We start from the raw sequence: 23,133 nt of genomic DNA, 5'->3' as shown, positions 1-23,133 counted from the left end.
GGCTCTGCGACAGCGTCCGTCCGCCGACGCGGTCAGGCCGTCTGCTCGTCAATGGATTCGCGCTCCACCGCCAGATAGGTGTCCGGCGTGGCGGCCTCGAGGTAGCCATTTGCGTCCGGGAGTACGAGTCGGGGTGACACGTCCGTCAGTTGCAGCCACGACGTTTCCTCCCCATCGGCGAAGCCACGGCGCGCCGCTTGACCGAGCCTGCTCCGCTCCCGGTTGCGTGCCATGGTCAGGTATTCGGAGCGATCGCGTACTCGTCGCTCGTAGAGACTGTCGCTCAGAGCGATCTCACTGCGCCCCGGCCGGAGGCCCTCGATCGTGCGGAGTTCGGGAAATTTCTCCTGGGTGCGGCGGACCAAGGCCCGTTCTTCCTCAGCGATTGCGCGGCAGGCACCGTACAGTCGTCGCGACAGACCGAGCATGAGATCCGAGCCGGGAAGCCTCGCGATCAACATGTCCACGCCTTCGTGCCTGCGAATGCCCGCTTCGGTCATGGCGTCGGGTCCGAGTTGCCGCCGAAGCTCCGCGGTCCCGCTGTCGCGCTCCAGCAGTCGTACGAGCCCAGCTGCCGCCGTACTTCGTCGACCGCTTCCCGCTCCGACCGGAGCCAGCCGCAGCGCGGCGCGGGGTAGAGAGCTGAGTGCGAGGTAAGTGAGCAGTCTGGACCTGGCCAGGTCGAGCAACACGTCGTCATCCCTCCGCAAGGCCTCCTCATCGGCCTCGTCCACGCTGCTCGATGGCACGGCGGCTGCGGCTGCGGCATCGGCCCGGAGATCTTTTTCAATGTCGATCATCATGAAGAGCCGGCGCTCAAGGCTGGTTCCGCACAGGATCTTGCGGTACGGACTCGGCAGTACCGCCTCAACGGCCAACTGCCGCGCGCCCTTCTTTCGTGCGCTCACCGGGAGGCGACGGCCGCCCTTCGCCTCCACCAGCCAGAGTTCCGACGTCACCGGATGCGCTCCAAAGAGATCCGGGAGACTCTTCTGTTTCTTCCACTCCTCGGTGGCCCCCGGTGGCACAGCACTCTCCGCGTGAGTCGTCGGCCCCAGACCCATGAGACCGCGGCAGGCCCATTCGGCCATCGTCATGCCGATGTGGTAACCGAACGCCGAACGCGTTGAGTCTTCGGTTCCGTGCGTATAGACAACGCTGGGTACGATCTCCTGCCCGGAGCCCTGACCCGGAGAACCGATGGTCCGCTGGCGGATCAAGTAGGCCGCTAGAGGATGCCTTCGAGAGGTGATCTCGTGACGCGCCAGGTGTGGCACGGCGGTCAGCCACGGGGCGATGTCCCTGCCCACTGTCGTGGCGGCGTCCAGGAGATCCCTCCAGGTCGTACGGACGAGAAAGGCGCCGTCGGGTGCAATCCCTCCAGGGGTGGGCCAGGCACTGTGTACATGGCTGACTTGAACGGGATTGGGGCGAGGAGCCGGGGCCAGCGGTGAACTGTGCCGTACGAACAACGGAACGTCGAAACTGTCCGCGATCTGGATTTTCGAGTCGACGGCTCCAGCGGGGGGTTCCATGCCGTCAACCCTGCCAGCTCGCGGACACAGTTCGACATAGGGTCGCTCATATGCGTCTGAGTGTTGTGATTCTGCCGATCTACCGCTGGGCCGCCGAGGGGCGGGAGGTGTGGCGGCGGGCCGAGGATCTGGGGTTCGGGACCGCCTATACGTATGACCATCTGTCCTGGCGGAGCTTCCGGGACAAGCCGTGGTACGGCGCGGTGCCGACCCTGACCGCCGCTGCCGCGGTCACCGGCCGGATGCGCCTGGGCACCCTGGTGACGTCGCCGAATTTCCGGCACCCGGTCACGCTCGCCAAGGACTTGATGACGCTCGACGACGTGAGCGAGGGGCGGGTGACGCTGGGGATCGGTGCCGGGGGGAGCGGGTTCGACGCGACGGCGCTGGGGCAGGAGCCGTGGTCGCCGCGGGAGCGGGCGGATCGGTTCGGGGAGTTCGTACGGCTGCTGGACCGGCTGTTGACGAACGGCCAGGTGTCGTACGAGGGGGAGTTCTACTCGGCGCACGAGGCGCGGACGATTCCGGGGTGTGTGCAGCGGCCGAGGATTCCGTTCGCGGTGGCGGCGACGGGACCGCGGGGGATGCGGCTGGCCGCGCGGTACGGGCAGGCGTGGGTGACGACGGGGGACCCGGCGCTGTACGAGACGGGGACGCCGGAGGAGTCGCTGGCGGCGGTACGCGGGCAGGTGGAACGGCTGGGCGCGGCGTGTGCGCAGGCCGGGCGGGACGTGCTGAAGGTGCCGAAGGTGATGCTGACCGGCTTCACCCCTGACCAGGGGCGCCCGCTGGAGTCGGTGGACGCCTTCGTGGACTTCGCGGGCCGCCACGCGGAGGCCGGGATCGACGAGATGGTCATCCACTGGCCCATCCCCGACAGCGACTTCGACACCGACCCCGCCGCCTTCGAGCGGATCGCCCTGGAGGCCCCCGCCCAACTGGCCTGATCCGCGCGCCGGGTGGTCAGTGTGCAAGGTCGTCAGTGCGTCGGGTCGTCGGGGCGCCGGTCGGTCAGGGCGTCCATGCGGCGGGCCGCGATCTCCCGGTCGGCGGCGGCCGTCACGAACTCCGGTACGTGGTCGGGCCCGACCAGCTCCCGGACCGCGGCGACCGTGGCCGCCGGGAGCGGCACCGGGACGTGCGAGGGCGGCTCGGCGGCCGGGCGCGGCGGCGGCGCGGGGAGCACGGCGTCGCCGAGGTGACGGCGTACGTGCTCGGTGGCGAGCATCCGCATGGCGCGTGCCAGCTCCGCGTCCACGGTCTGCTGGGCCAGCGGGCGCAGCCGCCGGACCAGGGCCGCCGCCTCCTCGGCCTCCTCGTCGGTCGGCGGGTGGCGCAGGAACCGCTCGAAGACGTACTCCGTGGTGAACTCCAGGAACCGCTCCGAGATGTGCTCGACCTGGACCCGCAGCTCCCGCAGATGGCCGGTGATCGCGGGCAGCGGCACACCGGCGGCGTGCAGCTCCGCGGCGACCGCCAGCTCCTGGGGGCTCGGTACGAGGAATTCCTCGTCGCTGCCCGGCACCGGCTCCAGGATGCCCAGTTGCAGGCCCTCCTCGACGGCCGTCAGATCCGCCGTCCCGCCGAACGCCTCGATCAGCTCGGCCAGGCTGATGCGCGCGGGCGTCTCGTCCGACCACGGCCGGTCCACCTCCCCGACCAGGCCGAGCACTCCGCCGAGGCCGGTGCCCGCGTCCCACGCCGCCAGCAGCTCCTTGATGCTGGCCAGCGTGTAGCCGCGCTCCAGGAGATCGGCGATCTGCCGCAGCCGAGCCAGATGCGTGTCGTCGTACACATTGGCCCGGCCGCGGCGCTCCGGCTTCGGGAGCAGCCCGCGATCGGTGTAGGCGCGGATCGTACGGACCGTCGTCCCGCTCAGATGGGACAGGTCCTCGATCCGGTACGCGCGCTGCTCGGCGGCGGTGGTCACGCCCACACTCCTCCGTACTCCTCGGTGGTCAGGAGGCCGCGGTGCGGCCCGCCGGTCTTTCGCTGGCCCTGGCCGCGGGGGACATGGCCAGATACTCGACGGCCTTCCTCAGCGACCCCTCCTGTGACGGATGGTACGACCGGCGCAGGTACCTGGGCATCGCCCCGTTGAGCGCGGCCCAGGACGGCAGCAGGCCGCGGCGGGCGGCGGCGCGGTGGTTCCTGAACAGGTACTTGCCCTTGACCAGCCCCGGGTCGTGCCGCATCAGGTAGCGGGCCCCGACCACCCACAGATAGAACAGCGTCGGCCACGCGAACGCCATGCCCTCCGCGCGCCGCAGATACCGCCCCACGCCGCCCCCGCCGACGTGCTGGTACATGTCGAACGCGACCGCCCGGTGCTCGACCTCCTCCGCGCCGTGCCAGCGCAGCAGGTCCAGCATCACCTCGTCGGTGTCCACCTCGTCCAGCGCGTCGGCGTCCAGGATCCAGTCGCCGAGGACGGCGGTGAAGTGCTCGATCGCCGCGATCAGCGACAGCCGGAACCGCAGCCACTCGCGCCGGGTGACCGGCGCGCCCCACGGCGGCTTCTCGCCGAGCAGCACGTCGAACATCCACTCCACGTGCTTGGTGTAGCCGCTGGTGTCGAGATTCTGCTCGGCCAGGTGCTCCAGTACATACGCGTGCTGCACGCTGTGGGTGGCCTCCTGGCCCATGAACCCCTTGACGTCCTTGAGCAGTTGCTCGTCACTGACGTAGGGGAGCGCCTCCTTGAACACCTTCACGAACCACCGCTCCCCCGCGGGCAGCAGCAGATGCAGCACATTGATGACGTGCGTCGCGGTCGGCTCGCCCGGAATCCAGTGCAGAGGGGTCTGCTTCCAGTCGAACGTGACCCGGCGCGGCTTGATCGCGTAACTCATGGCGGTGCGTCCTCCTTCGGAGAAGATCGGCGGTGTCGGCGTGGGGATCGGTGCTGCCAGCAGGGTGCCGGTGGTGAGCCGGCGGCGGGGCTACAGCGGCGGGTCCACGCGGGCCAGCGCCCGCAGAGTCTTGGGGGAGAGCCGGGACAGCAGCCGCGCCCCGCGGGCCTCCGGCGTGACCGGGACGACCGCGGAGTTGCGCTCCACCGCCCGGACGATCGCGCGGGCGACCTTCTCCGGCGGGTAGTTGCGCAGCCCGTAGAGCCGGGCGGACCGCGCCCTGCGCCGCTCCTGCTCCTCCTCGCCGACCCCCGCGAACCGCGCGCTGCGGGTGATGGGCGTGTTGACCAGCCCCGGGCAGATCGCGCTCACCCCGATGCCGTGCGGCGCCAACTCCGCCCGCAGGCACTCGCTGAGCATCAGCACCGCCGCCTTCGACGTGCTGTACGCGGGCAGGGAGCGGGACGGCTGGAAGGCGGCGGCCGACGCGGTGTTGACGATGTGCCCGCCCTGGCCGCGCTCCACCATCTGCCGGCCGAACAGGCGGCAGCCGTGGATGACGCCCCACAGATTGACGTCGAGCACCTGCTTCCAGTCCTCGGGTGTGGTGTCGAGGAAGGCCCCCGCCAGACCGATCCCCGCGTTGTTCACCACCACGTCGGGGACGTCGTGGAGGCCGGCCGTGCGCTCGGCCAGTTCCTCCATCGCCTCGGCGTCCGACACGTCGACGGTCTCGGGCCACGCGTCGGGCGCGCCGATCAGCCGGGCCAACTCGGCCGTTCTGGCGGCGCCTTCCGCGTCCCGGTCCACCGCGACGATCCGCGCGCCCGCCTCCGCGAAGGCGAAGGCGGTGGCCCGGCCGATGCCGCTGGCCGCGCCGGTGACCAGCACCAGTTGGCCGCCGAACCGCTCCTTGGCGCCGGTCTCCGCCTTCCCGAGCACCGTCCCGCCCGCCCCGGTGACGGTCGAGGTCGCGGCCGGGACGGCGGGGCCGCCGTACTCGTGCGCCGTGACGAACTCGCCGATCCAGCGCGACAGTTGCTCGGGCCGGGAGCGCGGCACCCAGTGCTTGGCGGCCACGGTGCGCCGGGTCAGCCGGGGCACCCACTGCTCCAGGTCGTCGTAGAGCCGCTGCGACAAGAAGGCGTCGCCGGTCGGCGTGATGAGCTGCACGGGGACATGGGCGTACGCGTCGGTGCGCGGACTGCCCAGCCTGCGGCGGACGTTGTCCCGGTACAGCCAGGCGCCGTGCGCCGCGTCCTCGGGGAGCGAGGCGGTCGGGTAGCCGTCGGACGGCAGCTTCTCGGCGCGGGAGAGCAGCTTGGGCCACTGCTTGCCGAGCGCTCCGCGCCAGGCCAGCTCCGGCAGCACCGGGGTGTGCAGCGCGTACACGTACCAGGACTTGGCCCCCTGGCCGACCACTTGGGCGACCCGGCGCGGGGTGGGGCGGCGCACCCGGCGCTTGATCCAGTGGCCGAAGTGGTCGAGCGACGGGCCCGAGATCGAGGTGAAGGAGGAGATCCGGCCCTCGGTCCCGCCGACCGTGACGAATTCCCAGCCCTGCACCGAACCCCAGTCGTGCCCGACCAGGTGCACCGGGCGGTCCGGGCTGACCGCGTCCGCCACCGCCAGGAAGTCCTCGGTGAGCTTCTCCAGCGTGAAGCCGCCCTTGAGCCGCGCCGGGGCGCTCGACCTGCCGTGCCCGCGCACGTCGTAGAGCACCACGTGGAAGCGGTCGGCCAGCAGCCCGGCCACCTCCGACCACACCTCTTTGCTGTCCGGGTAGCCGTGCACCAGCACCACCGTCGGCAGCGCCGCGTCCCCGTACTCGGCGACGCACAGCCGTACGCCGCCGCCCCCGGTCACGAACCTCTCCCGCGCCGCCGCGTCGGCCGCCCCGTCCCGCGCCTCCCCGTCCCGTACCGCTTCGCCCGGGCTCTCGCCGCCCTCGCCCGGACCCGCGCCCTCGTCCCGGTCGTCCCGCTCTTCCCACTGGTCCCGCGTCATGCCGCCACCCCCGTCCCAGTCCCCGAACCCGATTCCGTGCCCGTCCCCATCCGTGACCTCGACATCGATCCCGTCCTCGTGTCCGCGTCCGTCTCCCGCCAGCGCCTGACGTGCGGCAGGTCGTCGTCCAGCCAGTAGGCGTCGGTCTCCGTGACCACGAGGATCTCCTCGAACTTCGCGCCGGTGCCGCGGAATCCCACATGTGGCTCCACCGCCCACAGACCGGGGTATGGGGGGTGGTCGGACATGCGGTGCGGACTCCACAGCGGTGACCAGCCCTCGCGGTGTCCGTGCAGCGCGTCGGAGGCCAGCCCCTTCAGGCTCCGCGTGCCGAACCCGGCGATCCGCGGCGACCAGCGGCGCTCGCGCACCCGGTCGACCTTGTGGGCGATCACGCCGAAGGGATACGCGCGATGCCGGTTGGCGTACCCCTGCCTGACCATCAGCCGGTCGACGTCCTGGTAGACGGTGCGCAGCGGGCGCCGCTCGCGCACCCCGCGCAGGATCAGCTCGCGGTGCTCGCGCAGATCCGCCATCAGCCGTTCCTGCACCGGATTGGGGCCGAGCGAACCGGAGTAGCCGACGTCGGCGGTGCAGCCCGCGTAAACAGGGGCCAGGTCGAGGATGAACGGCATGCCGGGTTCGAGCCGCCGCCCGGTCGGGAAGAACTGGAGCGGCACCTTGAAGCCGGTGAAGGCCGTACGGTCGCCGAACCAGGCGAAGGGCAGATGGAACCAGTCGCGGACCCCGCGCTCCCGCGCCCACACCCGCATCGCGTGCGCCGCGTCCCGCTCGGTCATCCCCGGCCGCAGCTCCGCCGCGACCGCCTCCGCGCACGCGTACGCCAGCCGCTGCACCTCACGGAACCCGCCGAGCCCGTCGACCTCACGGAACCCGTCGCGCCCGCCGTCCCACCCCTCGCCCATGGCCGCTCACCCCAGACCCCGCGCCGACATTCGAAAGCTGACAGCAATCAATGTGACATCGGCTCGTGGCAAGGTCAAGAGCCCCGCGACCCCCTGTGGATAACTCCCGGAAACCCCCCGACCCCTACGGGTGGTCAGCCCGCAGGAGTACCTCGATCGCGGAGGATCCGATCCTCGGGACGGACGCGGGAGCGTGGCGCCCGCCACTACGGTCGGACACGTGACTGTGATCGCTACCGAAAGCCTGAGCAAGCGGTACCCGAGGGTGACCGCTCTTGACCGGCTGACCGTCGACATCACCCCCGGTGTGACCGGGCTGGTGGGTGCCAACGGCGCCGGGAAATCGACCCTGATCAAGATCCTGCTGGGACTGTCCCCGGCGACCGAGGGTCGTGCCGCCGTGCTCGGACTCGACGTGGCCACCAACGGCGCCGAGATTCGCGGCCTCGTCGGCTACATGCCCGAGCACGACTGCCTGCCGCCCGACGTCTCGGCGACCGAATTCGTCGTCCACATGGCCCGGATGTCGGGGCTGCCGCCGACCGCCGCGCGCGAGCGGACCGCCGACACGCTGCGCCACGTCGGCCTCTACGAGGAGCGGTACCGCCCGATGGGCGGCTACTCGACGGGCATGAAGCAGCGCGTCAAGCTCGCGCAGGCGCTGGTCCACGACCCGCAGCTCGTCCTGCTCGACGAGCCGACCAACGGCCTCGACCCGGCGGGCCGCGACGAGATGCTGGGCCTGATCCGCCGCGTGCACACCGACTTCGGCATCTCGGTGCTGGTCACCTCGCACCTGCTCGGCGAGCTGGAGCGCACCAGCGACCACATCGTCGTCATCGACGGCGGCACACTGCTGCGCGCCTCCTCCACCAGCGACTTCACGCAGGCCACGGCGTCGCTCGCGGTCGAGGTCACCGACCGTGAGAAGGAGCTGCTGGCCGCGCTGGCCGGCGCCGGGCTCACCGCCCAGACCAAGGGCCACCTGCTGCACGTCGACATAGCGGACGACGCGACGTACGACACCGTCCGCGACGCCGTCGCCGCACTCGGGGTCGGCCTGGTGCGCATGGAGCAGCGCCGCCACCGCATCGCCGAGCTGTTCACGGACGACGAGGACCTGACGTACGACGACCCGGACGACCCCGACCGCCCGGACCCCGACCCCCCGCACGACCCCGGCACCCGGCCCGGCAAGAGCACTTCGCACGACACGAGCACTTCGCACGACACGAGCACCCCGAACACCCCGGACACCGCGACCCTGACCAAGGAAGGAGAAGGCCGTGACGCAGCCTGACACGGTGACGCCCGGCACGCCGAACCCCGGCCCCCCGGGCACCGGCACCGCCCCCGACGTCATCCACAACATCGGTTACCGCAAGTACACCGGCCCGCGCCTCGGCCGCGCCTACGCCCGGCGCTCCCTCTTCAGCCAGAGCCTGCGCGGCGCGTACGGCCTCGGCCGCAGCGCGAAGTCCAAGGTGCTGCCGATGATCCTGCTCGCCGCGATGTGCGCGCCCGCGCTGATCATGGTGGCGGTCGCGATCTTCACCAACATGACGAAGCTGCCGGTCGACTACACCCGTTACGCGGTGATCCTCCAGGCGGTCATCACCCTCTTCGTCGCCTCGCAGGCCCCGCAGTCGGTCTCCCGCGACCTGCGGTTCAAGACCACGCCGCTGTACTTCTCGCGGCCCATCGAGCGCGTCGACTACGTGGCCGCCAAATACGCGGCGCTCGCCACGGCGCTGTTCCTGCTGACCGCGCTGCCCCTGCTCATCCTCTACATCGGCGCGCTGCTGGCGAAGCTCAGCTTCGGCACCCAGACCGCCGGGTTCGCGAAGGGTCTGGTGTCCGTACTCCTGCTGTCGCTGCTCTTCGCGGGCATCGCGCTCGTCATCGCCGCGATCACCCCGCGCCGCGGCTTCGGCGTCGCCGCGATCATCGCGGTGTTCGTCATCACCTACGGCGCGGTCTCCAGCGTCCAGGGCGTCGCCTCCGTGCAGGAGAACTACGAGGTGATCGGCTGGCTCGGCCTCTTCTCGCCGATCACGCTGATCGACGGCTTCCAGACCTGGTTCCTCGGCGCGAGCTCGGCCTTCCCGCACGCCTCGGGACCGCCGGACGCGCTGGCCGGCATCGTCTACCTGCTGGCCGTCCTCACCATCATCACCGGCAGCTTCGGCCTCCTGATGCGCCGCTACCAGAAGGTCGGTCTCTCGTGACGACGATCAGCATCGACAACGTCTCGCGCTGGTTCGGCAACGTGGTGGCGGTCAACGACATCACCATGACGATCGGCCCCGGCGTCACCGGCCTGCTCGGCCCCAACGGCGCCGGAAAATCCACCCTCATCAACATGATGGCGGGCTTCCTGGCCCCCTCCACCGGCGCCGTCACCCTCGACGGGACGCCCATCTGGCGCAATGAGCAGTCGTACCGCGAGATCGGCATCGTGCCCGAGCGCGAGGCGATGTACGACTTCCTCACCGCCCGCGAGTTCGTGGTCGCCAACGCGGAGCTGCACGGCCTGCCCGACCCGGACGCCGCCGCCCGCCGGGCGCTGGCCACGGTCGAGATGGAGTACGCCCAGGACCGGCAGATCGACACGTACAGCAAGGGCATGCGGCAGCGCGCCAAGATGGCGTCCGCGCTGGTCCACGACCCGTCGGTGCTGCTGCTCGACGAGCCGTTCAACGGCATGGACCCCCGGCAGCGGCTGCACCTGATGGAGCTGCTGCGGCGGATGGGCGCCGAGGGCAGGACCGTCCTGTTCTCCTCGCACATCCTGGAGGAGGTCGAGCAGCTCGCCCACCACATCGAGGTCGTGGTGGCGGGGCGCCACGCGGCCTCCGGCGACTTCCGCAAGATCCGCCGCCTGATGACCGACCGCCCGCACCGCTATCTCGTACGGTCGAGCGACGACCGGCTGCTCGCGTCCGTGCTGATCGCGCACGCGTCCACCGCCGCGATCGAGCTGGACTGGTCGGAGAAGGCGCTGCGCGTCCAGGCCATCGACTTCGCCGGATTCACCGAATTCCTGCCCCGGATCGCCCGCGACCACGGCATCCGGCTCTTCACCGTCTCGCCGTCCGACGAGTCCCTGGAGAGCGTCTTCTCCTACCTGGTCACGGCATAAGGAGCCGACACAGATGTCCGCCACACAGACCCCCGCGCCGCCGAGCGGCAGGGCCGCGGCCCCCGCCCGCTCAGGGCCCGCCGTGTTCCACCCCACCGTGGCCCGGCTCACCTACCGCGCGCTGCTCGGCCGTCGCCGCGCCCTGCTGCTCTTCGCGCTGCCGATGCTGCTGCTGATCATCTCCGTCGCGGTCCGCGCGCTGACCGGCGCGGACGACTCCACCGCCAACGACATCCTCCAGGGCTTCGCGCTCAGCGCGATGGTCCCGCTGGTCGGCGTCATCGCCGGCACCGGCGCCATCGGCCCGGAGATCGACGACGGCGCGATCGTCTACCTGCTGGCCAAGCCGATCAGACGGTCCACGATCGTGTCCACCAAGCTCATCGTGGCGATAGGCGTGGTCGCCGCCTTCTCCGCCATCCCCACCCTGCTCGCCGGATTCATCCTCAACGGCAACGGGCAGAACGTCGCGGTCGCCTTCGGGGTCGCCGCCGCCGTCGCGTCCGTCGCCTACGCGGCGATCTTCCTGATGCTCGGCGTCCTCACCCGGCACGCGGTGATCGTCGGCCTGGTCTACGCGCTGGTCTGGGAGTCCGTCATCGGCAATGTGGTGCCGGGCGCCAGGACCCTCAGCGTCCAGCAGTGGTCGCTCGCGGTCGCGCAGAAGCTGGGCCACGGCGGCATCGTCAGTTCCGACGTCGGTCTGCCGACCGCGATCGTGCTGCTCGCGGTGGTCACCGTCGGCACCACCTGGTTCGCCGGACACAAGCTGCGCACCCTCAAGCTCGCGGGTGAGGAGTAGGGACCGGGGTACGTCACCCGCAGGGAAGGGACCGGGGCCGAGGCACCCACAGGGAAGGGGCCGGGGCCGAGGCACCGGCAGGGAAATGACCACCCGCAGGAACGGGAACACGGTGTGACGGCGGCGCAAGCTGTGAATGCGGTGTCAATGGAAGGGAGCGAGTCGCAGCCCGGCTGTGATCGGTGAAGACTGGTCGCGATGGCCCCGGCTCACGAGTCCTCCACCGCCGCCCGCGAGCGCCGCCGCGTCACCCCGCGTGACGCGCGGCGCTTCGCCGCGCAGTGGATACGTGCCTCGCCCGGCACCCACATCTGGCTGCTGATCCTGATCATCACCAGCGGCATCGTCGCCGTCGTGTCGCCGCACGTCCGCTCGTATCTGCTGCACCACGTCAGCACCAACCTGGTCCAGCTGCGGCAGCACCCGCTGCGGGTGCTGTTCGCCAGTGCCCTGTGGATAGAGACGCCCTCGGGCCTCGTCCTCTACTTCTTCCTCTTCGAGCTGATCCACGCCCCGGCCGAACGCTGGCTCGGCACCTGGCGCTGGCTGGTCGTCGTCGCGACCGCGCACATCGGCGCGACGCTCGTCAGCGAGAAGGCCGTCATGTTCGGCATCAGGGACCAGCGGCTGCCGCGCTCCCTCGCGCACACCGTGGACATCGGGGTCAGCTACGGCCTCGCGGGCATCGTCGGCGTCCTCACGTATCTGGTGCCGCGCCCCTGGCGCTGGGGATATCTCCTCGGCGTGCTGGGCTTCTTCGGCTATCCGCTGCTCGGCGACGCGACCTACACCGACCTCGGCCACTTCACGGCCGCGCTGATCGGCCTGAGCTGTTACGCGATCACGCCGCCGGGGCGCGCCCGCGAGAAGACCGCCTGAGCGCCGCGACCCAGCCCCGACACACCCCGACCCCGCCCCGACACGTTTCAGCCCCGCCCCGGCCTCCTGCGCACCCCCGGCACACCCGGCCGGGCCGTTCAGAACGGCCCGAAGAGCCGTTCCAGCACCACCGCGATGCCGTCCTCGTCGTTCGACAGCGTCACCTCGTCGGCGACCCGCCGCAGCTCCGGATGGGCGTTGGCCATCGCCACGCCGTACCCCGCCCAGGCGAACATCGGCAGGTCGTTGGGCATGTCACCGAAGGCGATCGTCTCGGCGGCCGTCACGCCGAGCCGCCGCGCGGCCAGCGAGAGCCCGGTCGCCTTGGTGAGGCCGAGCGGCAGCAGTTCCACGATGCCCTCGCCCGCCATCGTCACGCCCACCAGGTCACCGGCCACCTCGCGGGCGGCCCGCGCCAGACCGTCGTCCCCCAGCTCCGGGTGCTGTATGTACAGCTTGTTGATGGGCGCGGACCACAGTTCGGCCGGGTCCGACATGAGGATGACCGGCAGCTCGGGGTTGTACCGGTACCCCTCGCCGATCAGGACGTCGCCGGCCAGGCCGTCGCGGCTGGCCGCGAGGAAGAGCGGGCCCACCTCGGCCTCGATCTTGGCCAGCGCGAGCCCGGCGAGCTGCCGGTCGAGGGTGACCGAGGTCAGCAGCCGGTGCGCGCCCGCGTCGTAGAGCTGCGCGCCCTGGCCGCAGACCGCCAGGCCCTCGTACCCGAGATCGTCCAGTACGTGCCGGGTCCACGGCACCGAGCGGCCGGTGACGATGATGTGCACCGCGCCCGCCGCCACCGTCGCGGCGAGCGCGTCCCTCGTCACCCGCGAGACGGTGTTGTCGCCGCGCAGCAGCGTCCCGTCCAGGTCGGTGGCGACCATCCGGTACGGAAGCCGCGCCGCGTCGATCGCGTCGGCGGCCGGAGCCCTGTACGCGGCCCTGTCCATGGCTCTGTCCGCGGCTCCGGTGACGGTACCGGCGCCGGTCACGGCTTCGGCTCCGTCCGCGGCCCCCGCACCCGGTCCCGTACCGGCGAGGGCGCCGGCCTCCGACTCGCTCACTTGGCGCTGGACGTGACGGGCTCCAGCAGCTCCCGGCCGCCCAGGTACGGCCGCAGCACTTCCGGCACCCGTACGGAACCGTCCGCGAGCTGGTGGTTCTCCAGGATCGCCACGATCGTCCGCGGCACCGCGCACAGCGTGCCGTTCAGCGTGGCCAGCGGCCGGGTGCCCTTCTCGTCACGCAGCCGGATCGACAGGCGGCGGGACTGGTACTCGGTCGTGTTCGACGTCGAGGTCAGCTCGCGGTACTTGCCCTGCGTCGGGATCCACGCCTCGCAGTCGAACTTCCGCGACGCCGAGGAGCCCAGGTCGCCCGAGGCCAGCTCGATCACCTGGAACGGCAGCTCGAGCGCGGACAGCCACTGCTTCTCCCAGGCCAGCAGCCGCTGGTGCTCGGCCTCCGCGTCCTCCGGCGTGGTGTAGACGAACATCTCCACCTTGTCGAACTGGTGGACGCGGATGATGCCGCGGGTGTCCTTGCCGTACGAGCCCGCCTCGCGCCGGTAGCAGGGCGAGAAACCGGCGTAGCGCAGCGGCAGCTTGCCCGCGTCGATGATCTCGTCCATGTGGTACGCGGCGAGCGGGACCTCGGAGGTGCCGACCAGGTACAGGTCGTCCTTCTCCAGGTAGTAGACGTCGTCCTCGACCTGGCCGAGGTAGCCGGTGCCCGCCATCGCGGACGGCTTGACCAGGGTCGGAGTCAGGACGGGCGTGAAGCCGGCGGCGGTGGCCTGCGCGACGGCCGCGTTGACCAGGGCCAGTTCGAGCAGGGCGCCGACACCGGTCAGGTAGTAGAAGCGCGAGCCGGACACCTTGGCGCCGCGGTCGACGTCGATGGCGCCGAGCAGTTCGCCCAGCTCCAGGTGGTCCTTGGGGGTGAAGCCCTCGGCGGCGAAGTCGCGCGGCGCGCCGTGCTGTTCGAGGACGACGAAGTCCTCCTCGCCGCCGATCGGCGCGTCCGGGTGGACGAGGTTGCCGAGCTGGAGCAGGAGCCGCTGGGCCTCTTCCGCCGCCTCGTGCTGCTCGGCGTCCGCGGCCTTGACGGCGGCCGACAGCTCGCCGGTCCGCTTGAGCAGCTCGGCCTTCTCCTCGCCCTGCGCCTTCGGGATCAGCTTGCCGAGCTGCTTCTGCTCGGCGCGCAGCTCGTCGAAGCGGGTACTGGACGACCTGCGCCGCTCGTCGGCGGAGAGGAGGGAGTCGACGAGCGCGACGTCCTCTCCACGGGCGCGCTGCGAGGCGCGCACACGGTCGGGGTCCTCACGAAGCAGACGAAGGTCAATCACGCGACCAGGTTACCGGGGAGCGGGCATCGGCCGCGACAACTTACGGACTTTATGGTGTGCTTTGTCCGCTTCGGGGGTAAAGCGAGGAAATTCCGTAAAGGGGAGAAAGGGGGGACGGTCAACCAAATTCGCCGCGTCCCTCCCCCGGGTCATCGCGCCTGTGGAGAACCGGAGTTGATCATCGCCGCCGGGGCTCCGGCGGGGCCTTCGCGGGCCTCTCGGGGGCCGTCCGGCCGAAAGTTATCCACAGGCTGCTGGGGATTTCCATTCTTTGTCCACAGGGTGTGGGGAAGATCTGTGGAGAAGGAGGGAGATCTTTCGGCCGGGCTCGATGCTCGGCTATGGATTCCCCCTTCAAACCCGTTCCACACTCACTTTCGAGTGAGAAGTGTTCCCTCGGGAGAGTTGGTCGGGGGAATTGGGGTGACGAGGGGTGACCTGCCCCGCTGTGGACAGCGATGGTGTCTGTGTACAGATTTGTCGACTAGGTCGGGTTGCTGTGTCGACATGTCCCCAGTTACCCACAGGCTGCGCTCGAAGCCTGTGGATAACTTTTCCCCACGGTGGAAGAACACGCCCTGCCCGGTTCAGACCTGCCCGGTTCAGTGCCGCCCGGTTCAGGCCCGCCCGCCTCAGGGCAGCCCGTCCAGCGCCCGCCTCAGGCCCGCCCGTCCAGCGCCCGGTTCAGCCAGTCCGCCGCGTCCGTGAACTCCGAGTCCGTCGTTCCCCGCGCCACCCGCACCTCGACCTCGTCGGCCCGGGGGTACGAACCGAGGAAGCGGACGTTCAGGCAGCGGCGGCGCAGCCCCATCAGCGTCTCGCCGACCCGGCGGTCCGTGAGGTGACCCTCGGCGTCCACCGAGAAGCAGTACTGACCGAGGCCGCGACCGGTCGGCCGGGACTCGATCCGCATCAGGTTCACCCCGCGGATCGCGAACTCCTGGAGGAGTTCGAGCAGCGCGCCGGGGTGGTCGTCGCGCAGCCAGAACACCGCCGACGTCTTGTCCGCGCCGGTCGGCGCCGCCAGCCGCGCCGGACGCCCGACGAGCACGAAGCGCGTCGTCGCGTTCTGCGCGTCGCGGATGTCGGTGGCCAGCGGTTCGAGACCGTACGTCGGCGCCGCGAACTCGCCCGCGAAGGCGCCGTCGAAGCGGCCCTCCTGCACCAGCCGCGCGCCGTCCGCGTTCGACGCGGCCGACTCCCACACCGCGTCGGGCAGATTGCCCGACAGCCAGTTGCGCACCTGAGACTGTGCGGCCGGGTGCCCGGTCACCGTCTTCACGTCGGACAGCGCGGTGCCCGGCCTGACCAGCAGCGCGAAGGCGATCGGCAGCAGCACCTCGCGGTAGATCATCAGCGGGTCGCCGAACGCCAGCTCGTCGAGCGTGGCGGTGATGCCGCCCTCGACGGAGTTCTCGATCGGGACCAGCGCACCGCCCGCCTCGCCGTTGCGCACCGCGTCGAGCGCCGCGGGCACCGACACCATCGGTACCAGCTCGCGCGTGGCGGCCTCGGGCAGCAGCCGCAGCGCGGCCTCGGTGAACGTGCCTTCGGGACCCAGATAGGTATAACGGCTCGCTGGCGACATGCGTTCAGCCTAATGGCCCGCACCGACCCGGAATGCCGGTCTGTTCATCAGCCCGGAACGCCGCCACCAGATCGTGCGATCACCCTTCGAGCAGCCGCTGACCCACGTATTCTCCGGGTCCGCAGCCGCCCGGCACCGCGAAGAGGCCGCTCGCCTCGTGCCGCAGGAAGCGCGACAGGCCGTCGCCGCCGTCCAGCTTGCGCTGCACCGGCACGAAACCCTTGAGCGGATCGGCCTGCCAGGCCACGAAGAGCAGCCCGGCGTCCGGAGTCCCGTCCGTCCCGATGCCGTCGTGGTACGAGAACGCCCGCCGCAGCATGGCGGCGCCGCCGTTGGAGGCCGGGGCCGCGACCCGGACGTGCGCGTCGCCCGCGATGGCCAGGGCGCCGTCCGCGCCGACCTTCGCCAGGTCGACCGGCGTGGTCTCGGTGCCGCCCGACAGCGGCGCCCCGTCCGACTTGCGGCGGCCGATCACCTTCTCCTGCCGGGCCACCGACAGATGGTCCCAGGAGTCCAGCAGCATCCGGATGCGGCGGACGACGGCGTACGAACCGCCCGCCATCCAGGCCGGGGAGCCGGAGTCGGCGGAGCCGCCCGCCGGTACGAAGATCCGCTGATCGAAATCGGCGTCGGTCGGCTTCGGATTGTTGGTCCCGTCGATCTGGCCCATCAGATTGCGCCCGGTCATCGGGTGCGCGGTCGCGCCCGGCGTCCGGTTGAACCCGTTCATCTGCCAGCGCACCCCGGCGGTGTCCCGCGCCGCCTTCTGGAGCACGCGCAGCGCGTGGAAGGCGACCAACGCGTCGTCCGCGCCGATCTGCAGCCACAGATCGCCGTTGCTCCGCTTCGGGTCGAGGGCGTCGCCCGCGAAGTCCGGCAGCGGCGCCAGCGCCCCGGGCAACCGCCCGGTCAGCCCCGTACGGCCGAAGAAGCTCCGGCCGAAACCGAAGGTGACCGTCAGCGAGGACGGCCCGGCGTCGTACGCGATCTGATCGTCGTACGACGAGGGCAGCGCGTCCCGGCCCCCCGGCGAGGTCCCGCTCCGCGTCCCCGGTCGCGTCATCGTCCGTACCGCGTCCGACCAGCGGCGCAGCAGCGCGGCGGCGGCCTTGCGGTCCGCGCCCGGTACCAGGTCGAAGGCGACGAGGTGGCCGACGGCCTGCGCGGGCCCGACGATTCCGGCCTGCCGCGCGCCCTCGAAGGGGACGTACGCGGAACCGACCGTGTTCAGCGCGACCGGTTCGTCCCGCACGGCCCGCGCGACGCCCGCACCGGCACCGCCGCCGACGACCAGTCCGGCCGCGCCCGCGGCCCCGGCCGTACCGAGCAGCCGCCGCCTGCTGAGCCCGGCGGGGGCCGCGTCCTCGGTCCGCACGGACTCCGCGGGCTTCACGTCTTCCGCCGAATCGGATGACTTCACGGGTTGACCTGCATGTTCCTCGTCTCCGTCACTTCGTCGATGTCCGAGGTGCGGACGGTGACGGCCACCTGCCAGGCGCCCGGCAGCGGCAGTTGGACGCCCGCCGCGGTCCAGTGGCCCACCGTCAGGTGCTGCAAGGGGACGTCGATGGGGCCGATCTTCTTGGCCGGCAGCGTGAACTGGAGGCGCACCTCCGGCACGTCCACCGAGCTTCCGGCGGGCGTGCTGAGGAAGAGGTGGACCTCGTTGGCGCCCGACCGGGCGGGGGAGACCGTCAGGCCCGCCGTGCCCTTGCCGTGGGGACCGCCGGTGTCGTACGGGATGGACAGGACGACCTCGGTCGGGGCCGTCGCGTTCCCGCCGCCGGTCGCCGCGGGCGGCGCCTTGAGGTCCTTCTGCTCCTCCGCGGCCCGGCCCGGTTGCGAGCCGGTCAGCATCGTGGTGACGGTCAGCAGGACGACGGCGATGCCGACCTCTATCAGGACCGAACGCCGGAGCCGGTTGCGCGCGGGATCCGCGTCGCGCACCTTCTTCGCCTTCGCCGAGTCCCGCGCGTCCTGCTGCCGCCGCAGCTGCGCGGCCCGCGCCGGGTCCTCGGAGCCGGACCCCGTACCCGCCCCGGCGGAATCCGAACCCGAACCCGAACCCGAACCCGAGCCCGTACCGGAGCCCTTGCCCCTGGCGGAACCCGTACCGGACCCGGTACCGGACCCCGTACCCGACGTCGTACCGGCGGACGCGGCGGCCGGAGCCCCCACCGGGGACGACACCGCCTCCGTCCGCGCCACCGGCGTCACCCCCAGCTCCCGCGTCCAGCGCCGCGAGAACCAGGCCACGCCGACCAGCGCGCACACCAGCCAGATCTTGATGAAGAGCAGCTGCCCGTAGTGGGTGTCGAAGAAGGCCGCCCAACTGCCCATCTGCCGCCACGCCTGGTACGTGCCGGTGCCGATCAGGGTCGTCACGGCGGTGAGCGCGATGAGGGAGAAGCGGCGCACGGCGTACGGCTCGACCGTACCGGCGGTGGAGCGGGCGAACAGCGCGGTCAGCAGGGTGATGAGCCCGCCCAGCCAGACCGCCATGGACAGCAGGTGGACGATGTCGACCGGCATCGCGACCTGCCGCTGGATGCCGACGGAGGCGTGCTCGGCCATCGCCCAGGTGGCGGCGATGCCGATCGCGACGACCGTGCCGCCGATGCCCAGACCCCAGGCCAGGTCGGCGCGTTCCTCCGGGTCCTCGCGCTTGGCGTAGCTGCCGAAGAGCACGGCGAGGAAGACGGCCGCCGCCGCGAGCAGCAGCAGCCGGGAGACGAGCGCCGCGCCCGGCCGGGTCTCCAGCACCGCGCGCATCACATCGGGGTCGACCGCGTCGCCGAGCCCGGTGCCGTTGGCGTACGGGCCGCGCAGCATCAGCAGCGCGATGGTGGCCGCGACCAGCGTCGCCCAGCCGCCCGCCGCGATCCGCCGCATGGGACGCAGCAGGGCGCCGCGCGGCCAGCACACGGACAGGAACACCGCGCTGCCGACCAGCAGCGCGAAACCGGCGTAGGCGAAGTAGCGGGCGATCCCGTAGAGCGTGGACGCCGCGCCGCCGCCCGCCGCCGCCGCGCCCGACAGGTCGACACTGGTCTTGGAGGCCGCGCCGACCGAGAAGGTGAACGCCCCGGCCACCGGGTGGCTGTCCTGCGACACCGCCTTCCACGCCACGGTGTACGTGCCGTTGCCGATGCCCGGCCGCAGCCCGACGGTGGCCGTGGACCCGGAGTCCTTGCCGCTGTCGTGCTGCGGCCTGCCGACCGCCACGTCCTTGCCCTGCGGGTCGAGCACGCGCAGCGAGTCCGCCGACAGCAGCACGCCCTCCGAGAAGGTGAGCACCACGCGCTGCGGCGCGCTCTGCACGACCGAGCCGTCGGCCGGGTCGGTACGGAGCAGCGCCGCGTGCGCGGACGCGGGCGCAGCGACGCCGAGCAGCAGCGCGAGCAGCCCGCCGAGGCAGGCCGCGAGCGCCGCCAGCCGCCGCCCGCCGGTCTGGCGACGCGGTGGCCTCAAACGTGGCAACCGGGCGTTCTTCTTCGCTGCGGGCGCTGTGCGCGCTGGCGTCGCTGGGTTCACTGCGGTCAGCCCTTCGGGTCCGGGCGGTACGTCGTCGCCTCGACGGGCACGGTGACCGTGACCGTGGCGGGCGTGGCGTGGGCGAAGTGGAGTCGCAGGGTGACTGTTTCACCGACCCGCGGCTTGTGGGTGAGGTTCTCCAGCATCATGTGGTCGCCCCCGGTGCCGAGGGTGAGGGTGCCGCCCGCCGGTACGGTCAGGGCCGTCACCTGGCGCATGGTGGTGCCGGTCGTGCTGTGCAGGGTGACGTGCGCGGCCAGCGGTGTGCTGACCGAGGTGAGTTCGGCGTCCCCGCCCCCGGCGTTGGCGACGGTGACGTACGCGGCGGCCTCGTCGGTCAGCAGCGGCTGCGGTATGTACCCGCCGCTCACCGACACTTTGCCGGACCCGCCGCCCGACCCTTTGCCGGACGCCCTGCCGGACGCCTCGTCGGACCCCGCGCCGGACCCGGACGATCCGTCGCTCAGCGCGACGCCCGCGCCGGTCGCCAGCGCCACCGCCGCGACACCGGCGACGGCGCCCAGCAGCGCGCGCCGCCTCACGGCGCCTCGCTCCTGACGATCTTCGGCAGGTCGGCCGCGAACTGCCCGGCCGTCGTCCCCGACATGTAGAGGACGTGCGCCTTGTCGTCCTTGGGCCAGAAGGCCAGCACCTCGGCGCCGTGCGTGACGGTGACGCTGCCGTCCTTCTCCTTGACCGGCGGGTCGATGCCGACGCCGACCGAGCGGGCCGCGGCCTGGATGGCGTCGAACTTACCGGTCAGTCCGATGAAGGACTTGTCCATCGCGCCGAGCCACGCCGTCAGCCGCGCAGGGGTGTCGCGCTCCGGGTCGGTGCTGACGAAGACGACCCGCAGCGCGTCCTGGTCGGCCTTCGGCAGCTTCGCCTTGGCCAGCGCCAGGTCGCTCATGGTCGTCGGGCAGACGTCGGGGCAGTGCGTGTAGCCGAAGAAGAGCAGCATCGGGTGGCCCGCGGTCTCCTTCACCAGGTCGTACGGCTTGCCCTGGTTGTCGGTCAGCACGAGCGCGGGCTTCGTGAACGGCGTGTCGAGCAGCGTGCCCGCCTTCTGCGGCGCTTCGGCGGACACCGCCGCCACATTGGCGTTCGCCGACGAGTCGCCGGAGCCGCCGCAGCCGGACAGCAGCAGCGCCCCCGCGACGGCGAGCGCGGCGGCCCCGGTCACGGCGGTGGTACGGGCACGGGTGCGGGTGCGGGTGCGCGTACGGGTCGTGCCGGTCGTGCCGGTCGTGCGCGGGGAAGCGGTCGTGCGGGTGGAGCGGGTGGTGCGCATGAAGGTGATGCCCCTTCAGTGGACGGGTGGTGCCGGGCGGCCACGGTTCGCGTGGCCGCCCAGCGGGCTGTTCGGGTCGAACGGGACCGCGAGCGGTCCGGTGGATCCGGTGGAGCAGGTGCTTCAGGTGCTTCAGGTGCTTCAGGTGAATCCGGCGATCCGGCCGACACCGGTCGAGCGAGGACCGGCGTCGGCCGTCGGTCGGACCAGCCGTCAGCCGGACCAGCCGTCGGCCGGAGCCGTCGGTCGGACCGGCCGTCAGGCGTCCGGCGTCAGGCCGACGGGTTGCGGCGGCGACCGGCGAAGACGCCGTAGCCGATCCCGATCGCGCCGACCACGATTCCGGCGACGCCCAGCGCACGGGCGGTCCCGTCGCTCGTGTCGGACGAGGCCGCCTGCGTACCGGCGGACGAGTCGCCGGACTTGGCGTCGGCGGCCGGGGTCGCCGTCACGCTCGGCGTGGCCGATGAGCCGTCGGAGGCCGCCGCCGCCGTCAGCTTCAGGGTCGGCGCCGGATGCTGCGGCTCGGCCTGGCCCTCCTTCGGCACGTCGATCCAGCGCACGATGTCACCGTTGTCGTACGTCTGGAGCGTCTTGAAGACCAGCGCGTCGGTGGTGGCGGGCAGCGGCCCGAACGACACCGGGAACTGCTGGAACTGGCCCGGCGCGATCTTCCCGCCGCTCCACGTGATCTTCGTGACCGCCTCGTCGATGGTGCCGTCGTCCGACTTCAGCGGGGTCGCCAGCTTCGACTTCGTCACCTGCGCCGTCCAGCCGGGCACCGGCTGGATCGAGACCGAGGCGACCGGGTGGTCGGTGGGCAGATTGACCTCGACCTTCGTCGTGGACGCGCTGTCCTCCTCGTTCGGCACCTTGAAGGCGACCGTGCTGTAACTGCCCTGGGCCGCGCTGTTCGGCGTCACCGTGACATGCGCGAAGGCGGGCACGGCGGCCAGCAGGACGGTGGCACCGGCGAGGGCGGCGATGGTCGCGGCACGGCCGCGCATACGTGAGCTGCTCATTACGAGGGTGCTCCAGTTCTCCACAGGTCTGTGGGAAGTGGGCTGACGGTGGCATGGAACCGCGGACCACGGCGCGTCAGGCGCCCGCGGTCGGCGGAGGCGTGGGCGGACCCGCGCGCCACCGTCGCCGTGCTCCCCGGAAGGCGGCGTAAGTCCTATGGACCTATGCCGTATAAGTCCTATGGACCTACGTAGGACCGATGGACTCATCAGCCCAGTGAGGGCCTCTCAGGTCCGCAAGGACCTGCGAGTCCCCGGGGGCCTACGCCAAGGGGGAGTCGGCGGGGGTGCGTCGCGTCAGACCGCCGCGAGGCCGAACGGCGGCCCGCGCCTGGCCAGCGAGTGCCGCAGCAGCCACACCGTGCGGTGCCTGGCCGCCGTCGCGTCCGCCGTGCAGCGCCGCCGCGGCCGTACGCCCGCGGTCCCGGCCGCCTGCGCCGCGAGCGCGGACAGCAGCGCGTGGGCGCGGCGCAGTACGGCGGGCGAGAGCGCGGCCAACTCGGCGGCGCCGCGCACCGACAGCCGTATCAGCCGCCAGAGCGCCGCCTCGCCGCGCCGCAGCACCCAGCCCGCCACCACGGCGGCGAGCAGGTGGCCGAGGAACATCGGCAGGGAGCAGAAGGGCAGCGACATCACGGCGTGCGCGACGCTTCCCGTACCGCCCGCGGCCGTACCGCCGCTCATGTCCATGCCCGGGGTGTGCACGGGCGCGCCCATCGCGGACGGGTCGAGCCCCGCCTGCTGGACGACCCACTGCGCCTTCCGCGGGGTGAGCGGCGCCGCGGCCGTGCTCCCGCAGACCAGCCGGGCCGCGACGGCCAGCAGACCGCCGGAGCCGGACCCCGCGCCGCCGCCGTGCCCGGCGGCCGTCGTACTCGCGCACATCTGCCCGGCGTTGAAGACGCTGTGCAGCGCGAGCTGTCCGACGGCGAGGGCGGCGGCGATGCCGGGCAAGGTGCGTTCGCGCCCCGCGAGCGGCGCCACGACCGCGAAGACCGAGAGCCAGCCGACGACCAGCGCCCACACCGGCACGGTACGGCCGGACGCCATCGCGTGCCCGACCGCGGCCAGCACGACGCAGACCGCGGTGAACACCGCGGCCCGCAGCAGTCGCATTCCGGCGCCGGCGCGCACGGAGGGGACGGAGCCCCGCGTGGCAGTCATGACGGCGGTCATCTTCTCACCGCGCGCTCCGGGCGGATACGGCG

The 23,133-nt window shown here is 71.8% G+C and carries 20 protein-coding genes; 6 read left to right on the top strand and 14 right to left on the bottom strand.

What is annotated here, in order from left to right:
• Positions 1-32 precede the first annotated feature (32 nt).
• The gene (locus ABZX65_RS10090; protein ID WP_355336609.1) at positions 33-1,097 is read right to left on the bottom strand and encodes a hypothetical protein; all 1,065 of its coding nucleotides are present in this window, start codon (positions 1,095-1,097) and stop codon (positions 33-35) included.
• 488 nt (positions 1,098-1,585) lie between these two features.
• Between ABZX65_RS10090 and ABZX65_RS10085 the strand changes: the two genes are divergently transcribed.
• Positions 1,586-2,482 carry an LLM class flavin-dependent oxidoreductase gene (locus ABZX65_RS10085; protein WP_355336608.1) on the top strand — a complete coding sequence of 299 codons (897 nt, stop codon included), beginning with the start codon at positions 1,586-1,588 and terminating at the stop codon, positions 2,480-2,482.
• 32 nt (positions 2,483-2,514) lie between these two features.
• On the opposite strand, the gene ABZX65_RS10080 is transcribed toward ABZX65_RS10085, so the two are convergent.
• The 4 genes from ABZX65_RS10080 to ABZX65_RS10065 form a co-directional block, all read right to left on the bottom strand.
• Complete coding sequence (locus ABZX65_RS10080) at positions 2,515-3,465, bottom strand: MerR family transcriptional regulator (RefSeq protein WP_355336607.1); 951 nt, start codon at positions 3,463-3,465, stop codon at positions 2,515-2,517.
• Positions 3,466-3,493: 28 nt separating this feature from the next.
• The gene (locus tag ABZX65_RS10075; RefSeq protein WP_355336606.1) at positions 3,494-4,387 is read right to left on the bottom strand and encodes a metal-dependent hydrolase; all 894 of its coding nucleotides are present in this window, start codon (positions 4,385-4,387) and stop codon (positions 3,494-3,496) included.
• 90 nt (positions 4,388-4,477) lie between these two features.
• Complete coding sequence (locus ABZX65_RS10070) at positions 4,478-6,394, bottom strand: SDR family oxidoreductase (RefSeq protein WP_355336605.1); 1,917 nt, start codon at positions 6,392-6,394, stop codon at positions 4,478-4,480.
• Positions 6,391-7,320, bottom strand: coding sequence for a M24 family metallopeptidase (locus ABZX65_RS10065; protein ID WP_355336604.1), 930 nt, complete (start codon positions 7,318-7,320; stop codon positions 6,391-6,393). Before ABZX65_RS10065 ends, ABZX65_RS10070 begins: the two co-directional genes overlap by 4 nt.
• 220 nt (positions 7,321-7,540) lie before the next feature.
• Here ABZX65_RS10065 and ABZX65_RS10060 point away from each other — a divergent pair, with 220 nt between their 5' ends.
• The 5 genes from ABZX65_RS10060 to ABZX65_RS10040 all read left to right on the top strand — a co-directional run bounded on the left by ABZX65_RS10060 (position 7,541) and on the right by ABZX65_RS10040 (position 12,143).
• Positions 7,541-8,620, top strand: coding sequence for an ABC transporter ATP-binding protein (locus ABZX65_RS10060; protein WP_355336603.1), 1,080 nt, complete (start codon positions 7,541-7,543; stop codon positions 8,618-8,620).
• A gap of 4 nt (positions 8,621-8,624) precedes the next feature.
• Positions 8,625-9,548: an ABC-2 transporter permease gene (locus ABZX65_RS10055; protein ID WP_355336761.1), complete on the top strand. Its 924-nt coding sequence runs from the start codon at positions 8,625-8,627 to the stop codon at positions 9,546-9,548.
• Positions 9,545-10,462, top strand: coding sequence for an ABC transporter ATP-binding protein (locus tag ABZX65_RS10050; protein WP_355336602.1), 918 nt, complete (start codon positions 9,545-9,547; stop codon positions 10,460-10,462). The genes ABZX65_RS10055 and ABZX65_RS10050 overlap by 4 nt, the downstream gene beginning before the upstream one ends.
• A gap of 82 nt (positions 10,463-10,544) precedes the next feature.
• A complete protein-coding gene (locus ABZX65_RS10045) occupies positions 10,545-11,264 on the top strand; it encodes an ABC transporter permease subunit (RefSeq protein ID WP_355336760.1) in 720 nt (239 codons plus the stop codon).
• 198 nt (positions 11,265-11,462) lie between these two features.
• A complete protein-coding gene (locus tag ABZX65_RS10040) occupies positions 11,463-12,143 on the top strand; it encodes a rhomboid-like protein (RefSeq protein WP_355336601.1) in 681 nt (226 codons plus the stop codon).
• Positions 12,144-12,241: 98 nt separating this feature from the next.
• On the opposite strand, the gene ABZX65_RS10035 is transcribed toward ABZX65_RS10040, so the two are convergent.
• From ABZX65_RS10035 to ABZX65_RS09995, 9 genes are all read right to left on the bottom strand, one after another.
• A complete protein-coding gene (locus ABZX65_RS10035) occupies positions 12,242-13,093 on the bottom strand; it encodes an HAD family hydrolase (RefSeq protein ID WP_355336759.1) in 852 nt (283 codons plus the stop codon).
• A gap of 110 nt (positions 13,094-13,203) precedes the next feature.
• Complete coding sequence (gene serS, locus ABZX65_RS10030; RefSeq protein ID WP_355336600.1) at positions 13,204-14,490, bottom strand: serine--tRNA ligase; 1,287 nt, start codon at positions 14,488-14,490, stop codon at positions 13,204-13,206.
• A 658-nt stretch (positions 14,491-15,148) separates the two neighbouring features.
• On the bottom strand, positions 15,149-16,078 hold the full coding sequence (gene pheA, locus ABZX65_RS10025) for a prephenate dehydratase (RefSeq protein WP_355336599.1): 930 nt from the start codon (positions 16,076-16,078) through the stop codon (positions 15,149-15,151).
• A 79-nt stretch (positions 16,079-16,157) separates the two neighbouring features.
• Positions 16,158-17,453, bottom strand: coding sequence for an iron uptake transporter deferrochelatase/peroxidase subunit (gene efeB / locus ABZX65_RS10020; protein ID WP_355336758.1), 1,296 nt, complete (start codon positions 17,451-17,453; stop codon positions 16,158-16,160).
• Positions 17,454-17,494: 41 nt separating this feature from the next.
• Positions 17,495-19,549 (bottom strand): copper resistance protein CopC, encoded by a 2,055-nt coding sequence (locus ABZX65_RS10015; protein WP_355336598.1) that lies wholly within the window; start codon positions 19,547-19,549, stop codon positions 17,495-17,497.
• Between the two features lie 68 nt (positions 19,550-19,617).
• Entirely contained in the window at positions 19,618-20,154 is a 537-nt protein-coding gene (locus tag ABZX65_RS10010; protein ID WP_355336597.1) for a copper chaperone PCu(A)C, read from the bottom strand.
• Positions 20,151-20,903, bottom strand: a complete 753-nt coding sequence (locus ABZX65_RS10005) for an SCO family protein (RefSeq protein WP_355336596.1) — start codon at positions 20,901-20,903, stop codon at positions 20,151-20,153. Before ABZX65_RS10005 ends, ABZX65_RS10010 begins: the two co-directional genes overlap by 4 nt.
• A gap of 272 nt (positions 20,904-21,175) precedes the next feature.
• Positions 21,176-21,925 carry a YcnI family protein gene (locus ABZX65_RS10000; RefSeq protein ID WP_355336595.1) on the bottom strand — a complete coding sequence of 250 codons (750 nt, stop codon included), beginning with the start codon at positions 21,923-21,925 and terminating at the stop codon, positions 21,176-21,178.
• Between the two features lie 297 nt (positions 21,926-22,222).
• Positions 22,223-23,089, bottom strand: coding sequence for a hypothetical protein (locus tag ABZX65_RS09995; protein WP_355336594.1), 867 nt, complete (start codon positions 23,087-23,089; stop codon positions 22,223-22,225).
• Positions 23,090-23,133 lie beyond the last annotated feature (44 nt).

The organism is Streptomyces sp. NPDC003300 (genome assembly GCF_040610915.1).
Classification (GTDB): Bacteria; Actinomycetota; Actinomycetes; order Streptomycetales; family Streptomycetaceae; genus Actinacidiphila.
The sequence above is the reverse complement of the archived record's forward strand: the minus strand, read 5'-3'. Positions and strand labels throughout refer to the sequence as shown.

Bases quoted from the DNA above. Each gene is read 5' to 3' on its own strand.
- ABZX65_RS10035 (WP_355336759.1), bottom strand. From the start codon at position 13,093: ATGGACAGGGCCGCGTACAGGGCTCCGGCCGCCGACGCGATCGACGCG.
- ABZX65_RS10000 (WP_355336595.1), bottom strand. From the start codon at position 21,925: ATGAGCAGCTCACGTATGCGCGGCCGTGCCGCGACCATCGCCGCCCTC.
- ABZX65_RS10005 (WP_355336596.1), bottom strand. From the start codon at position 20,903: ATGCGCACCACCCGCTCCACCCGCACGACCGCTTCCCCGCGCACGACC.
- ABZX65_RS10075 (WP_355336606.1), bottom strand. From the start codon at position 4,387: ATGAGTTACGCGATCAAGCCGCGCCGGGTCACGTTCGACTGGAAGCAG.
- ABZX65_RS10070 (WP_355336605.1), bottom strand. From the start codon at position 6,394: ATGACGCGGGACCAGTGGGAAGAGCGGGACGACCGGGACGAGGGCGCG.
- ABZX65_RS10065 (WP_355336604.1), bottom strand. From the start codon at position 7,320: ATGGGCGAGGGGTGGGACGGCGGGCGCGACGGGTTCCGTGAGGTCGAC.
- pheA (WP_355336599.1), bottom strand. From the start codon at position 16,078: ATGTCGCCAGCGAGCCGTTATACCTATCTGGGTCCCGAAGGCACGTTC.
- ABZX65_RS10040 (WP_355336601.1), top strand. From the start codon at position 11,463: ATGGCCCCGGCTCACGAGTCCTCCACCGCCGCCCGCGAGCGCCGCCGC.
- ABZX65_RS10090 (WP_355336609.1), bottom strand. From the start codon at position 1,097: ATGACGATGGCCGAATGGGCCTGCCGCGGTCTCATGGGTCTGGGGCCG.
- ABZX65_RS09995 (WP_355336594.1), bottom strand. From the start codon at position 23,089: ATGACTGCCACGCGGGGCTCCGTCCCCTCCGTGCGCGCCGGCGCCGGA.
- ABZX65_RS10085 (WP_355336608.1), top strand. From the start codon at position 1,586: ATGCGTCTGAGTGTTGTGATTCTGCCGATCTACCGCTGGGCCGCCGAG.